The sequence below is a fragment of the Mycetocola lacteus genome (assembly GCF_003667575.1).
Classification (GTDB): domain Bacteria; phylum Actinomycetota; class Actinomycetes; order Actinomycetales; family Microbacteriaceae; genus Mycetocola; species Mycetocola lacteus.
On record NZ_RCUY01000018.1, the window covers coordinates 1 to 14,382 of the forward strand.

Here is a 14,382-nt window from a genome sequence, read left to right on the forward strand (position 1 = left end):
CCCCCCCCTCCGGAATTTCTTGAGCACTCCTGCGTTCATTGACTCCTGCTGCTTTCTACTCAGTTCTATCGACAAATGATGAGTTCCCCTGCTCTGCGCTCCCCTACGCATCGCGTGCAGAGCAAAATGCACAGAAAACACCCAGAATGATACCATGACGCGCATATCACAGGTCGAATAATTTAGGCAGGGCCTTGTGCCGCGTTGTCAGTCTCCGCCAGGAGGCGGCGGACTTCGGCCACCGCTGCCGTACCGCGCAACACGGTTGTACCTGGCTTCACGGGCTGCTTGCCGCCCTTCGCATAGTCCGCCTCGTCGACCGGTACGTATGGGCCGTAAAGCATCGCGAAGCGTTCGGGGTCGTCAACGATGAGGGAAATAATGTGCTGGGCGTCGCGGTGTGACAGCGGAGAACCCGCGTCGGTTTGTACGCGCCAACATGCTGCAATCGCTTCGCTGCGGGCATCATCGGGTAACGGCTCGAACAACTCGGGCCAACGCTTCTCTGGGTCAACCTCGTGTAACGCTTCGAGGCGATCCGCTATCTCGTAGAACGTATCCTCGTCAATCAGTCCACGCCGCCGAGCCCGCTCTAGATCATCGGTCGAGCCAGGCGCATCGAACAAAAGATCGTCAAAGTAATCCTTGGTTCGAGCCGGCGGTGCATATTCCCAGCGCGTCAGCTCGTCGACGAGCTGGGCCCGGTCGATCTTGCCGGCTGCGTACTGCTCGCAGATCGCATAGGGTGTCTCACCCGAAAACGATTCATGAGACATTCCTGTTCCTCTCATCCCCGGTTACCGAGGCTCGGGGTACCAGCGCACCACGGCATTATGTGAGTGGGCGCGCCCAACGTGGTTTGAGGCGAGCCTGAGCGCACCTGCGGCGGTGGTCAGCTCAGCGGACGCTGCCCGGGCGCTGCCCTCGGTACCGCCGTCTTCACCCTCGTAGTGGGTGCCACCTTCGACGCGGTTGTGCCAACTCGAGAGCTGCTCACAAACCTGCGCAACGTGGTCGATGATCGCGCCCAACTCACCGAGCATCGAGTAGGAATCTCGCGGGTTCGGCACATCGCGGGTCGAGTGCGCGAGCGTGCGCAGCAGTTCCTCGGCTTCGCGGGCGACGTCGAGCTGCTGCCCTTGTTCGTTGATAGCCATAGCCGGTGTTCCTCTCGTTGCTGTCGACGGTATGGGTGACCGCTGACAAATAGGCGTACTTACAAGCTGACGTGCCTACATGCCTACATGTCAGCTTTCGCTCTTGCCCCGCAGCTTCAGCAGTGTCTCTAACGCCTCAATGGTGAGCGCCTGCAATGTGGCCTGCTCGTCGACGGCGAGTTTCTTGATTGCCTTGTTCAGCGACACGGGCACGCGGGTCGAGTGCATCACCATCGGCTCGGCCAGCGCACCGCCGGCCTTGAGGTCGTCCACCCGCGTCGGCGGGGTTTTCTTCCGCGCGCTATCGAATACGTTGCTGGCGCTCATTTCACGAGTCCTTTCAACTCCGCGAGCACGTCAGCATAGACGCCCGCATCGGTGATCTTCTGCCCGTAGGCCATTGCGAGTGCCTGAGCTTGTGGTACTTCGGTGTCGAGTACCGGGATACCGAACGGCTCCAGCGCCTCGCGCACCTGAGCGGCAGCAACCGTGCGCTTCACCACTCGCGTGAGCAGCACAACGGCCGTCGCATCGGTGAGCGCCTGCACTTCCTCGACGAGCTGTACGGTCTCGGCGTACTGCGCGAAGTCGCCGCCTGTGGGCTGCATCGGGATTACGACCAGATCTGCTGCGCGCAGCGCCGATGTCGTTACGCTCAGGTCGCCGGGCGGGGTGTCAATTACGACGTGATCGTGCGAGGCACCGAGCCACGTCTGTTTGTGGATCGTGGGTTTCGGGTGCGCGGTCACGTCCCATTCCAGCGTGTTCGCCCAGTTGAGCGCGTCGCCTTGCGGGTCAGCATCGACCACGAGCACGCTATCGCCCGCCATCTTGAGCACGGCCGCCAGGTGCATGACGGTCGAGGTTTTCCCAGTGCCGCCTTTCAGGTTCACTATTGCGATCTTCATGGTGCAAGTTTACATGTAGACATGTCTGCTTGTAAACGCATTGATATTTATACCAGCAACACGATTACATGTAGACATGTAAACATCTGCCATGTGTGCCATAGGATAAACAGAACGAGCCGCCCCCGTTGGCACCGGGAACGGCTCGCCGCACCGACAAAAGCCGCCGGCGCGTTACACCACCTGATACGACCAGGAGGCGCATATGAGCGTACCTAACGAGAACCCCTTGGAGATGCCCGGATGGATGCGCCGGCAGCTCGAACATGCCACCGCCGTTGAGCACGGCGAAGCGAACGAGCGCCGCGGCATCGTGCTTGGCAACGGCTACTTCTCGCTGACACCGATGGACGAGCAACCCTCTCGAAAGTGGGATGCCTCTAACTCATTCACGTCATGGAAGATCACCGCAGGCGAAGTGCTCACCAAGCACGGGGAATGGGTCGAGGCTCCCGTGCCCTCGGGGAAGCCGGCGTTGTTGATCGGTGCGGCGATTGCCACGAAGATCCGCTCGACCGTCAAGGCTGGCGGTAACCCACTCGACGGGATCGGCCTCGAAGAGACGCAGCGCGCTCTCGCGGCCGACCTCGGCTACACATCGAGCGGCGGCCGGATGCACCAGGAACTCACCCGTCAAGTCACCGGGTTCGCTGTAGCGACGTTCCACATGGCCGAGTGGGGGCCGGAGAACGCCGAGGGCGGCCGCCGCTACCGCCAGCAGTCGACGACGCTTGCGAGTGATGTGCAGCTCTACGTGCCCGGCTGGGGCGACGTGCTCGACGGCCTCGATTCCTACATCGTGCCCTCGCAGCTCCTTATCGACCTGGCTCTCGATCCGAAGACCCCGCCGGCACGCCTCGACGCGCTCGCGCGCATGTCGGGGCCGTTCCCGATGCAGGTTGCCGCGTGGCTTGAGAAAGTGCTGTTCTCGATCAAGGACGGCCCCAACCGCGAGCGCATCTTCGAGTGGGCAGACCTCTACAACGAACTCACCCACGGCTACAAGCGCCTCGATAACTTCCGGGCGAAGTTCCGCGTCGCGCTCGACGAAGCGGCAGCAACCCGCCGGATTCACGGCGACGGCATCGAGACGAACTTCACTATCGAGCGGGTGCCCGGTCGACGCGGCGGGGGAACCGTGCTCATCATCCGGCGCAGCCCGCTGCTCAGACTGCCCGCCGACGAGCTGTAGCAACACATATGGCGGGACGCTCACCACACAAACCGAAAGCCGTCATTTCCCTACTGACCGTCTCACTCCCGAGCCTGTGGATAAGTACCCCTGTGAGACGGTCAGTAGGGAAATGGTGAGACGGTCAGTAGGGAAATACCTGCGCCTCGCTCTACTCCCGTATGGACTATCGTTCTTCCCTAGTTCTTTCTCTTACTAGTTCTCTCTATTGGGTTACTTAGTTACGTAACTCAAGACCGCGCGCGTGCGCGAAGCTAGAAGGTATCGACAGGTGCTTGACGAGTTACGCCCGTCTCGGGGCTGCCGCGGGTTTCGCAAGCGAAACCCTTGCCCTCAAAATGATTAGTTACGCTCGAACTCCCCACAGATGAGAGTGACGGTGCTCCATCAGGTGCAGCTCACGCTCACAACAGAACACCCACGGAGACGCACAAGAACAGCCCTGAGAGCGATGCGAGTGCGTTCCCGGTAGTTCCTCCAGGGTGAAAGCCTTTTAAGGCGTCACAGGCGATCCTGCGGAGGGCAACGCGCCGAGCTGGTCACCGCACACAAATCGTAGTAGACTTGTAAACGTGGAAGAGTTGCCGGATTGGACGCACCGACGAGAACACATCGAGTTGCGTGCCAAGCGCAAGGGTGCCGCTGAGAAGAACATCCCTGTGGAGTGGGCCAACGAAGCCTACGCCGACCCGATGGCAGTCGACTTCATCCCCGACTACACATCCAAGTCGGGAGAGGGCATGCGTCGCATCGGCTGGTCTGACAGTGCAGGTTTTCTCATCAGCATCATCACCGTGCGCGACGTCACCGGGCACCTCTGGGGCGCAACCGCGTTCCGATCCAACACTTACGATCAAGCCAGCTACACCGAGGAGGAATCATGAGCAGCATCACCGAAATGATCGAACGGGCAGCACACGACGCCGAGAGCCACCAGGGCGGCCCCGGCCAGATTCGCGGCCAGCGTCGAGCCGGAGCCGCAACCCCTGCCGTGCTCTCGGTGCGCCTCACCGCCGAACAGCTCGCAGAGCTGACCGCACGCGCCGAGGCGGCAGATCAGCCGACATCGGCATACGCCCGCGGCATACTCCTCGACGCGCTCGGCACGGGAGAACGCGACGAGATCGCAGCAAAGCTCGAAGCGGTACTACGCCACACCCTCGCGCCTGAGGTACTGGCACGCACCTCGTAGGTACAGTCAGCAACAGGGGATAGTTTTGTGTACGAAAAAATGATAGTTTTGTGTACGAAAAGAATTGGTGGTGACGTTTGCTGTACGTGCAGGTACACGAATCAGCGCTCAAGCGTGGTTTGGACGCTGACGAAGTGATCCGCATGTGGAAGGAGGGCACCGAAGAAACCATGATCGACGACGACGAACCCCCGCGGTACATGCGACTCGCGTTCGACAGCGCAGGTCGACCGTGGGAGCTTGGGGCGTTGAGCTTTGGGAACGGTGCCAGGTATCTCGTGATCCACGCAATGCCCGCCCGCCGGTCAGTAGTAGCCAAGATGCAGAGGAGGTTGAAATGAGTGACAAGATCGCCAAGCCCGTGAATGGTTCCTACGGCGTAATTGACGGCGTGGAAATCACCGAGGAAGTGATCGCCCGCCTCGTGAAGAACGCCGAGGACAAGTTCCCTGGTGCAACATTTCGGTCGCCTGGTCGCCCAGCGCGCACCGACGAACCCTCGAAAGCGGTAACGGTGCGTCTGAGCGAGTCTGAGCTGGCCGCAGTCATGGCCCGCGCCGAGCGTGAACACCGCACACGGTCAGAGGCAATCCGCGAAGCTCTCGCAGAATGGGCACATGCCGCTGTATGAGTGATGCCGACGCTAAATGCGGGTGTGAACGCTGTACCTGCACCGAACCGGCCGACCTCACCCTCGGCGGGATGCCGCTGTGCGGGTGTTGCGCGGCTGACTGCCCCGACGCTCACGGAGAAGCAGCCAACGAACGGCGTGAACAGCTCATCGCAGAACAGCGCGCTGAGGAACACGAAATCGCGCACATCGTTCGTGAACGACAGCACGAACAAGCACGCCCACTCAGCGAGCTTGCTACCAAGCTGGGCTTCATCCTCGACGACCAAGGCGAAACCGAAGAAGACTACGACGGTGAACATCTCGGCCCGTCGCGAAGAGGTGCCCCCGGCACAACCCCAAACGCACCGGGTATCTGGCGCTATGTCGTCTCCCGCACGTCCAACTCCTCGGAGCTGGACGGTGAAGCGTTCGAGATTCGCGAATTCTACCCCGCCGAAGACGGGCCAGAATTCAGCTACACCACCGACCCCGTAGCGCCTGCCGGCGCGACCATTAAGGAGCTGCGCGAAGAGCTACTGCACATGCTCGCTGCGCTCGATCATCCCATCCTCGATCTCACCTCCGACCCTCCTCACCTGCACCCCTAACAGCCACGTCCGCATCCTCACCTCCCTTGCCAGCTTCGCCAACAACTCACGCCCCACACTCACCTTTCCCTCACTATCCGTGAAGCACGTAATCTAGTAAACTAACAGCGCCGCTGCGCGGCACTGTACCGGACGGAGCAAGGGTAGTGAGTAAGGGCGGTTTCAAGGCGTTTCGCGGCTCGGCCGCGACCGCTGAGAGCTACCTGCTCGAACGCGATACCGACCGGCTCGACGACTACTACCGGGAGGGCACCGAGCGCACTGTCGAGCACGGCGTGATCGGTGCCAGCGGCGTCGAAATGGGGGAGCTGTCGGCCGAGCAGTTCCGGGCGTGGATGGAACACCGCGACCCCGTGACCGACGAGGTGCGCGGCACGTTCCGGCAGCGCCGGTTTATCAACTCCGAGGGCGTCGAGGAAGTCGGCGGTACGCCGCTCTACCAAGAAACGATTATCAGCGTGGATAAGACGCTGAGCCTCGCGGCGGCCGCGAACCCGAGGATTGCGGCCGCGCTTGAACAGGCCATGAGTCGCGCCTGCCAAGCTGCGGCCGAGGCCGTGAATGAGCACGCCGTGACCCGCGTGGGCGACATTGGGAAGCAGCGGCAAGTGAAGTTCGAGCGCATGGAGTTCACAAGCGTGCAGCACACCACGAGTCGCACAGGTGACCCGCACTACCACCGGCACATGCAGATTCTTCCCGTGGGATTCGCGGAGGGGCGTTGGCGTGCAGTCGACGGGCGCACACTCTACCGGCTCGCGGAGCGCGTGAACGCGGCCGCCGACCTCTCACTCTCGACCGATATGGAGCTGCGCCAGGTGCTCGCGGCCGAGGGACTGTCGTGGGAGCCGTCGCAGGGCGGCGGCCGCATCACCGAATACAGCCACCTGGTCGACGAGCACTCGGCCCGCCGCGACCAGGTCGCGCAGAATCGTGAAGCGCTCGAACTGGAATGGCGGATCGCGCACCCTGGCCAGGAGCCGGGGCCGCGCCAGTGGCAGGCGTGGGATACGCACGCCTGGGCGCAGGAGCGGCCGACGAAGAAACCCGACGCCGAGCTGACCCCCGAGGGGTTGGCGCGTGCGGTGGGCGAGGTTACCCCGCAGAACGTCGACCGCACGTTGTACGGGCAGGAAGCCGCGCAGATTGACCCGGCTGTGATCGGTGCCGGGGCGCTCGACGACCTCGGCCGGCAGCGTTCCGCGTGGTCGCTGGCCGACGTGCAGGCGGCCGTCGACCGACGCCTCGCACAAACGTGGCTCATCAGTTCCGAGGGCGTGGCCGAGCTACGGCAGGCGGCGATCGACACCGCCATGCAGCGCAGCGTCTCGTTCCTCGACCAGGGCGTGAACGTCGAGGGCGTCAGGCACTACACGAGCGACCAGGTGCGCGCGGTCGACCAGCAGCTCACCGACGCACTCACCGCTCGCGCGGTGGTGCCCGGTGAGGCCGGCACCGTGACCGTCGAGCGGGAGGGGTTCACCCTCTCGGTCGAGCAGCACGCGGCGGCCAAGGCGATAGCCGGCACACACGAGCTGGTCGTGATCCAGGGCGCGGCCGGGGCTGGGAAAACCACGATGCTCGAAGCGGCCGCCGACTCCCTCAGTGCGCAGGGCCGCAGGCTTGTGGTTGTCTCCCCGACCAAGCGCGGCGCGATCGAAGCCGGCGACGTGCTCGGCGTCGACGGCGAGAGCGTCCACGCCCTCCTGTACCGTGCCGGCGCCGAGGTCGACGACACCGGCCGTTGGCAGCTCCCCGAACAGTGGCGCACCCAGCCCGAGGGGTGGCGGCTCGACGAGCGCACAGTGCTCGTCGTCGATGAGGCCGGGATGCTCGACCAAGACACCGCCGCAGCGCTGCACCAGTACATCGACGATATGCGCCTCGGTACGCTCGTGCTTTCCGGGGATGCGGCGCAGCTGGCAGCCGTCGGCCGCGGCGGATACCTCGCACGGGCCGCGCAGCTCGCCACCGCGTCGCTCGATCTCACCGACGTTCGACGGTTCCGCACCCCAGACGGCCAGGTCGACGAGGGTTACGCCGACCTCTCGCTCAGGATGCGCGACCGTGAGGACGCCGGCCAGATATTCGACGAACTCGTAGCGCGTGGTCTGATCCAGACCGGCACCCCAGACGAGCTACGAGTACGGCTCTCGGAAACCCTCGCGCTCGAACAACAGGCCGGCCGCTCCACTATCGCGGTCACGTCGACGAACGCGGCCGCGCAGCAGATCAACCACGCCGTCTACGAGCGTCTGGTCGACGCCGGCACCATCGACCCCAGTACGGTTGCCCACGGGCGAGACGGCGACCCCATCGCCGCAGGCGCGCAGGTTGCGACCCGTGAGAACGACCGCGAGCTCGGCGTCGCCAACCGGCAAACCTGGATCGTGAAGAACGTCAATAGTGACGGTCGAATCACAGTTGCCGACCCGAAGACCGGGCATCACCGCACCCTCGACGCCGACTACGTAGCCGAGCATGTGCAGCTCGCCTACGCTGTCACCGGGCACGGCGCGCAGGGCATGACCACCGATACCGCGCACGCGGTGCTCTCCGACGAGATGGACGCCGCCGGCGTCTACGTCGGCATGACCCGCGGCCGCACCGCGAACGTGCTGCACGTCGTCGCCGTCGACCACGACGACGCCCGCGAGCAGTTCGTCGACGCATTCGCACGCGATAACGCTGATCGCGGCCTTGCGGAAGCGAAAAAGCAGGCCGAGCGCGACATGCGCGGCATCGTCACCGGCCACGATGCGACCGTGGCCGCCGAGGTCGACCAGCTCACCCGCAACGCGGAGAAAGCCGACCGGCAGGCCACCATCTGGGATGATGCAGCCGGGCAGTTCGCCCGGCTGCGCGAGCAGCAGGCCGCCGAACTGCAACGGCTCGAACAGGCAGCAGAGCACGCACAAGCCGCCGCGTATGAGGCCCATACCGAAGCCCTCGCACCGCTCACCGAGCAAGCCCAGCGTGACGGGGCCGAAGTCGCCGCGCTGCGGGAGAACGCAACGCAGGCACAGCAGAACGCACGCAGTGCTGGCAGGTTCAGCCGCCGCCGTGCTGAGCGCGACAGCGCCGCAGCGGTCAAGCAGTGGGAGAACGCCCGTGGCCGCGTCGAACAGGAATGGGGCAGCGCGCCGTGGGGCGGCCATGAGGTCGAGAGCTGGGTCGCGCGCGTCAGCCAGCAGCGCGCCGGTCAAGACCCCCAGGTGCGCGAGACGAGCAAAGCCGCGGCCGCCGCGAAGATCGAGCTACGCACCACCCGCGAACGGCAGCCGTTCGAAGCGCGAGGGCTTGCCCGCCAGGTATTCCGTGACGACCCCGGCGCGCAGTTCGTCACCGCCGAGAGCGGGGAGCGCCGTGCAGCAAAGTACGCGGAACAGTGGCGCGGCCGCGCGGCCGACGCACGGGCCGAAGCGGTCGAGCTGGGCCAGCTCTCCACTGCCCAGGCCGTGAACCGGGTACAGACGAAGCACCAGGCCGCGGCCGAGCAAGCCGCACGCGCCCAGCAGCTCGCGCGCGAACGCGCCGAACAGCTCCGGCAGCACGACCCCTACCGGCCACAGCATCACCACCAACCAGGCCCGCACCGAGGCCCAAGCCTCGGACTCTAGCTAGAGCAGTCGAGCGCGCGCAGAGATCAGAGATAAGGATAAAACACAAGTGGCAATTTCTGTTTTGGCTGCATACGTTGGAAGTAGCGCTATTGAAGAGGCCTCGCCTGATTTGAAACTCAATGACGAGGAGTGATTGTCGTGAAGACTTCTTGGAAGACTCGCATCGGGATCGGTGCGACGGCCGCACTGTCCGCCATGATGCTTGCGCTGGGTAGTCCTGCGTATGCAACCGAAGGCTCTGCACCGCCAGAGCCGGGCCAGGCTGACAGCGACATCGTATACACCCCGTGAAGCCGACCGCAGACAAGGTCTACATCAACGGGGAAGAAACCAACATCGCCGTGATGCCCGACTTCGAGCCGACGGCTCCGGCCGTGGTGATCGACGACAACGGCCCGGTGGCGGTAGATGACCTCTCGGTCGTCAGCGCCGACGGCCAGGTCAGTGAGCTGTCGATGGTGTCCACCACCGACAAGTCTGCCCTCGCAAGCTGCTGGACTGGCTGGGTGGCTCCGGGTACCGGAACCTGGTACACCTCGAGTCCGGGATGCTCGGTCATCGGCGTCTCGCCGTCCGCCACCGCGGGCTACGACTGGACGGTGGATTTCAATTCCCTGGGCTCGGCTTGTCTGCAGGGACGCGGCTACCAGGCTCGGCACCTGCCGGGCGGTGGCACCGCCTGGGATGAATACTTCGCCGGCCTCGGCTGCAGCGGCGGTGGAAGCAGCGGCGGCGGCGTTGTTAGTTGGGGCGAAGTCGCCTCAACGAAGGTCGTCAAGGCGTTGTCCTACTCGGTGCCCACAGGCGCAGCCGGCATGTTCCAGTAATCAGCCAACTGCGTTATGACGCTGGGCGGTGGGGAGGCTCCTCACCGCCCAGCGTCATCTTCTTGGCGGGAGGGAGGTTCATCGCCGGAAAAGGGGTGCCCAATCTCCGCACTCTCCGGTGAAGTTCCATCAAAGTGGGGAGTCTGGGTGCGTCCGAGATAGATCTGATTCATGTCGTGGAACGCATCGAGCGGCTGTTGCTTCCTCCTAGATCCTCTCGCGACCCGCACTACCAAGCCAATGCCGATCACAGACCACAGAATGATCGTGAACCACGGCGTCCACGGCGCTTGGATCGCCAGCGATATCGCCCAAGCGATAAATGCCAGCGCCACGACCACCCACGTACCGATCCTGATCAGGCGTTGACGTACCAAAACAACCTCCCTCCCACGTACGATCCTCTCCCCCTGATTCGCGGGGTATAAGAAAACGGTTCCTCTACCACGGTATCTCAGTGATCGCGGCGCTGCGCGAGCGCGCGACACAAGCGCAACAGGAAGCACGCAGCGCCGGCCAAGACCCCCAGGCGCGCGACGCGGGCAAGGCCTCGACCGCTGCGAAGATCGAGCTAAACACCGCTCACAAACGACACCCGCTCGAAGCGCAAGGCCTTGCGCTTCGCGTTTTCCGCAACGATCCCGCCGCACAGTTCATCACGGCCGAGAGCGGGGAGCGCCGCGCAGCGAGGAACGCGGAACAGTGGCGCGACCGTGCCACTACCGCCCGCGCCGAGGTTGTCGAGCTGCGCCAGCTCCCCACCGATCAGGCCGCTGGCCGGGTGCAGGCGAAGCACCAGGCCGCGGCCGAGCAAGCAGTACGCGAAAAACAGCTCGCGCAAGAGCGAGCCGAACGACTACGGCAGGATGGCCCTTACCATCCGACTCACCACCAGATCGACCCGCACCGAGGCCCGAGCCTCGGACGCTAGGCCAACCAACCCCTATGCCGCATTGATGATCATTTCGAGGTAATCTCGTCCGCAGATCCGGCTCGAAGCGTGCGGTGGGCTGGAAAAGAAGAGGGGCACCAACCTCGGGGAAAGGTTGGTGCCCCTCGCGCAGTATTTAGCATCTCCACTACCCGGGGCAGTGATGTTTAGCAGATGGGTGCTTGGGGGAGCAGCCCGTTAGCTAAGGCGTCGACGCGCGATAAATACTGCGGTAGCGCCGGCGAGAAGCAGGACGATTGCCGCCCCAATCATCACGCCGAGTCCACTGCTGCCGGTGCTGGCGAGCACCGTGTCCTTCTCGATGGTGTTCGTCAGTGCGACTTCCACTACTTCGGACTTGCCGATCGTGACCGTATCGGCGCTGAACTCGTGACCCGTCCAGGTCGCGCCGTCAACACCGGCAGGAGTCTGCTCAGTCAACTGAACCTCTGCACCAGCGGGCAGGCCGTCAACGGTCACCGGGGTGCCGTCTGCAGCCACTTCGAGGGTGCCTTCGCCCGCCTCGAAACCGACTCCGGCCTTGTACTCGTAGTGCACGACAAACACTGCGCCATTAGCCACAAGGTTCTTGCCGCTGCCGTCGATGAGCTTCTGGATGCTGAAGCCGCCCTCCCCAAGCGCAACCTCGTTCACCAGAGCCACCTCAGCGACCTCGTTCTTCCCAATCTCAACGACATTGCCGTTGGGGAAGGACGCCGATACCCAGGTACCGTTCTCGGGGTCAGCCGGAAGGACTTCCTCAAGCGTCACCACCGCGCCAGCGGGCAGACCGTCAACGGAGGCGGTGCCGCCCTTGGTGACCGTGAGCGATCCTTCGCCCGCTTCGTACCAGTCACCTGCGGGGTAGGAGTAGTTCACGGTGAATTCCACATCCGACCCGATCAGGTCAGCGCCCGTACCTTCGACGGCCTTGGTGACCGCGAAGCCGCCGAGATCGCGTTCGATCTCGTTGGTCAGCACGACCTCGAAGGTGGTCTTGTCACCGATGGTGAAGGTGGGGTTGTCGAACTCGTAGCCGAGCCAGGTGCCACCGGCCACCGGCGTGGGCGTCGCCTCGGAAAGCGTCACCTCGGTGCCGTAGGGCAGCGGATCGCTGACGACGGCCTCGCCGTTGTTGGCAACGGTCAGGGTGCCCGTGCCCGTCGCGGGGTCAGCGCCCAGCCCCTCGGGGAGCGTGTAGCTGTAGTCCACAGTGAACAGTGCATCTTCGCCCACGAGGTCGGCACCGTCACCGGTGAGGGCCTTGAGGATGGAGAAGTCGCCGTTGTTCCACGAGATCGGGTTATCGAGGTCGATGCTCACCACAGTGTCTTTCACGATGGTGAAGGAGTTCTCGCTGAACTCCGGATCGCCCCAAGTGCCACCGGTGGGATCTTCCACGGCCAGCTCGGTCAGGGTGACGGTCGCACCGGCAGGCAGACCCTCGACAGTGGCCGTCTCGCCTGCGGTGAACTCGATCTGCCCGGACCCCGCGGGGAATCCGTTGATCGCGTCGTACTCGTAGGTCACCGTGAACACGGCGTCCTCGGGCACGAGTTCTTCACCGTTGCCGGTGATCGCCTTCGTGACTGCGAAGCCGCCCACGTCCTGCGTGATGGTATTCGTCACCGCAACAGTCACCGGGTCGGCGCTCTCGCCGATGGTGAGCGTTGAGGGCTCGATCACCGGATCGCCCCAGCTCGCGCCAGGCACGTTCGGCAGATTCGGTTCGACCAGTGTGACCACCGCACCAACGGGCAGCTCGCCGCTTGTGACGGCATCGCCGTTGATCGGCAGTATCAGCGTGCCCGAGCCAGCGGCGAAGCCCTTCTCGGCGTCTGCCGGGTAGCTGTAGTCCAGTGCGAAGGTGAGGTCGTCGGCCAGTGGCACACCGTCCTCGTTCACTACGCTCTTCTGTGCGGAGAAGTCACCCTTCTGCAAGGTCGCCTCATTCACCAGGCGAATCTCAGTGACCGCACCCAGTTTTCCGTTGCCGTCCGCTGTGAATGTGAGCGTGTCAGCCGGGTTGCCGTCAGCGTCGAGGAACACCGGGTCGGCCCAGGTCACGTTTGCCGGGTCGGTCGGCTTCACCTCGGTCAGTTCCACCACGGAGCCTCGGAAGAACTCCTGGCTCGTGAAGGTCTCGCCCGAGTGCACTGTGAACGATTTCTCGGCTGGGTCTTGGCCCGGCTCGGTGACGGTGTAGTTCACCGTGAACGCTGGGTTCAGGGTGGTATCGCCGGTCAGCTCTTTAGTGACCTGGAACTTGCCGTAGTTCGTGCCTACGACATTGCCGCCACGGTTGTAGCGCGTGGCGCTGCCGTTGACGTCACCAGATTCTTCACCGTTGATATCCCACTCGGCTGCGTTGCGGAAGACACGGTCGCCGTTGTCCTGTAGGTCGCCACCGGTGAGCGCTTTCACCTTCCACTGCACCTGGTAGAAGCTACCGTCGGTGCCGCGCTGACTTCCTTGCGCGGGCGGTGCGATCTCATCGTGGTTATTCCAGTCTGCACCGCGTCCCTCGCGGGATTCAAAAGTGGCGGTCAGATCGCCGTTGCTCCAGGTGACATCGCTCGTGGGGTAGGTCTGCCAACCACCGACGACCTCGTTGCCCCATCGGTCGTACTGCAACAGCCCGGCCTCGCGCACACGCGGGTACTCGCCATCAGTAACGAGTTCGTACGAGTCTTCGTCGAGCAGGTCGGTGACGGTGACTGTGTTGCCGGCAGCGATACCGGTGTTGCCGCCCTTCACCTGCACGGTGAAGACGATCTCATCCGTGGCAGTGTCGTATGAACCCCACTTGCCATCCCAGAACTCACCGAACTCGCAATCCTCGGTGCACCAGTTGCTACTCGGGGTGACGACTACCTCGTTCTCGAACCCACCAATATCAATGGTCTGGTTGGTGTCTTCACGGTTATCGTTTTCAGTGCGCGCCTCGAAGAAGAAATCGCCTGCCACCCCGTGAGGGTTAGCCTCGATGAACGCATCATCAATCGTGCAGGTCACCTGCGTTCGCGTGACAACGCACTCACCCGCGGGGCCGTCAGGCCCGTTGACGGGGAACGTCTCGGGGTTGCCGTAGAACCCATCAGGGAGGTCAATGGTCAGCGTAACCGGGGCTTCTGCCTCACCCGGAATGCTCCAATCGACGTCGATCCTCTGATAGGACCAATCCTCGATGACTCCCTCATCGCCGTCATACTGGATCGCAATATTGTCGATCTGTACCTGACTACCGTCAGCGGCAGAAGCAGGCGAACTCGGTGCAAACGCAAACAACGTCGTCACCGCAAGCAGCAGAACTGCTAGGAGCGCCCCCCCC

The 14,382-nt window shown here is 63.6% G+C and carries 13 protein-coding genes; 8 read left to right on the forward strand and 5 right to left on the reverse strand.

The window, feature by feature from the left end; all coding sequences use genetic code 11:
* Positions 1 to 182 precede the first annotated feature (182 nt).
* The 4 genes from D9V34_RS17295 to D9V34_RS17310 all read right to left on the reverse strand — a co-directional run bounded on the left by D9V34_RS17295 (position 183) and on the right by D9V34_RS17310 (position 2,065).
* Positions 183 to 776 (reverse strand): hypothetical protein, encoded by a 594-nt coding sequence (locus D9V34_RS17295; RefSeq protein WP_121689714.1) that lies wholly within the window; start codon positions 774 to 776, stop codon positions 183 to 185.
* A gap of 21 nt (positions 777 to 797) precedes the next feature.
* On the reverse strand, positions 798 to 1,157 hold the full coding sequence (locus D9V34_RS17300) for a hypothetical protein (RefSeq protein WP_121689715.1): 360 nt from the start codon (positions 1,155 to 1,157) through the stop codon (positions 798 to 800).
* A gap of 90 nt (positions 1,158 to 1,247) precedes the next feature.
* Complete coding sequence (locus D9V34_RS17305) at positions 1,248 to 1,484, reverse strand: hypothetical protein (protein WP_121689716.1); 237 nt, start codon at positions 1,482 to 1,484, stop codon at positions 1,248 to 1,250.
* Complete coding sequence (locus D9V34_RS17310; protein ID WP_105803972.1) at positions 1,481 to 2,065, reverse strand: ParA family protein; 585 nt, start codon at positions 2,063 to 2,065, stop codon at positions 1,481 to 1,483. Before D9V34_RS17310 ends, D9V34_RS17305 begins: the two co-directional genes overlap by 4 nt.
* 205 nt (positions 2,066 to 2,270) lie before the next feature.
* Between D9V34_RS17310 and D9V34_RS17315 the strand changes: the two genes are divergently transcribed.
* The 8 genes from D9V34_RS17315 (at position 2,271) to D9V34_RS17360 (ending at position 11,051) form a co-directional block, all read left to right on the forward strand.
* Positions 2,271 to 3,257: a hypothetical protein gene (locus tag D9V34_RS17315; RefSeq protein WP_121689717.1), complete on the forward strand. Its 987-nt coding sequence runs from the start codon at positions 2,271 to 2,273 to the stop codon at positions 3,255 to 3,257.
* Positions 3,258 to 3,829: 572 nt separating this feature from the next.
* The gene (locus D9V34_RS17320; RefSeq protein WP_147441723.1) at positions 3,830 to 4,141 is read left to right on the forward strand and encodes a hypothetical protein; all 312 of its coding nucleotides are present in this window, start codon (positions 3,830 to 3,832) and stop codon (positions 4,139 to 4,141) included.
* Entirely contained in the window at positions 4,138 to 4,449 is a 312-nt protein-coding gene (locus D9V34_RS17325) for a hypothetical protein (protein WP_121689719.1), read from the forward strand. The genes D9V34_RS17320 and D9V34_RS17325 overlap by 4 nt, the downstream gene beginning before the upstream one ends.
* Before the next feature lie 337 nt (positions 4,450 to 4,786).
* The gene (locus tag D9V34_RS17335; protein WP_121689720.1) at positions 4,787 to 5,080 is read left to right on the forward strand and encodes a ribbon-helix-helix domain-containing protein; all 294 of its coding nucleotides are present in this window, start codon (positions 4,787 to 4,789) and stop codon (positions 5,078 to 5,080) included.
* The gene (locus tag D9V34_RS17340; RefSeq protein ID WP_121689721.1) at positions 5,077 to 5,670 is read left to right on the forward strand and encodes a hypothetical protein; all 594 of its coding nucleotides are present in this window, start codon (positions 5,077 to 5,079) and stop codon (positions 5,668 to 5,670) included. Before D9V34_RS17335 ends, D9V34_RS17340 begins: the two co-directional genes overlap by 4 nt.
* A gap of 146 nt (positions 5,671 to 5,816) precedes the next feature.
* Positions 5,817 to 9,290, forward strand: coding sequence for a MobF family relaxase (mobF, locus tag D9V34_RS17345; protein WP_121689722.1), 3,474 nt, complete (start codon positions 5,817 to 5,819; stop codon positions 9,288 to 9,290).
* 290 nt (positions 9,291 to 9,580) lie between these two features.
* Complete coding sequence (locus D9V34_RS17350) at positions 9,581 to 10,120, forward strand: hypothetical protein (protein WP_121689723.1); 540 nt, start codon at positions 9,581 to 9,583, stop codon at positions 10,118 to 10,120.
* Positions 10,121 to 10,577: 457 nt separating this feature from the next.
* Entirely contained in the window at positions 10,578 to 11,051 is a 474-nt protein-coding gene (locus D9V34_RS17360) for a hypothetical protein (RefSeq protein WP_121689725.1), read from the forward strand.
* 198 nt (positions 11,052 to 11,249) lie between these two features.
* Here the strand turns inward: D9V34_RS17360 and D9V34_RS17365 are convergent, their stop codons facing one another.
* A complete protein-coding gene (locus tag D9V34_RS17365; protein WP_121689726.1) occupies positions 11,250 to 14,348 on the reverse strand; it encodes a DUF5979 domain-containing protein in 3,099 nt (1,032 codons plus the stop codon).
* Between the last annotated feature and the right edge of the window lie 34 nt (positions 14,349 to 14,382).

What these genes read in the sequence shown, in the direction of transcription:
- D9V34_RS17295 (WP_121689714.1), bottom strand. Translation starts at nt 776, where the DNA reads ATGTCTCATGAATCGTTTTCGGGTGAGACACCCTATGCGATCTGCGAG.
- D9V34_RS17300 (WP_121689715.1), bottom strand. Translation starts at nt 1,157, where the DNA reads ATGGCTATCAACGAACAAGGGCAGCAGCTCGACGTCGCCCGCGAAGCC.
- D9V34_RS17305 (WP_121689716.1), bottom strand. Translation starts at nt 1,484, where the DNA reads ATGAGCGCCAGCAACGTATTCGATAGCGCGCGGAAGAAAACCCCGCCG.
- D9V34_RS17310 (WP_105803972.1), bottom strand. Translation starts at nt 2,065, where the DNA reads ATGAAGATCGCAATAGTGAACCTGAAAGGCGGCACTGGGAAAACCTCG.
- D9V34_RS17315 (WP_121689717.1), top strand. Translation starts at nt 2,271, where the DNA reads ATGAGCGTACCTAACGAGAACCCCTTGGAGATGCCCGGATGGATGCGC.
- D9V34_RS17325 (WP_121689719.1), top strand. Translation starts at nt 4,138, where the DNA reads ATGAGCAGCATCACCGAAATGATCGAACGGGCAGCACACGACGCCGAG.
- D9V34_RS17335 (WP_121689720.1), top strand. Translation starts at nt 4,787, where the DNA reads ATGAGTGACAAGATCGCCAAGCCCGTGAATGGTTCCTACGGCGTAATT.
- D9V34_RS17340 (WP_121689721.1), top strand. Translation starts at nt 5,077, where the DNA reads ATGAGTGATGCCGACGCTAAATGCGGGTGTGAACGCTGTACCTGCACC.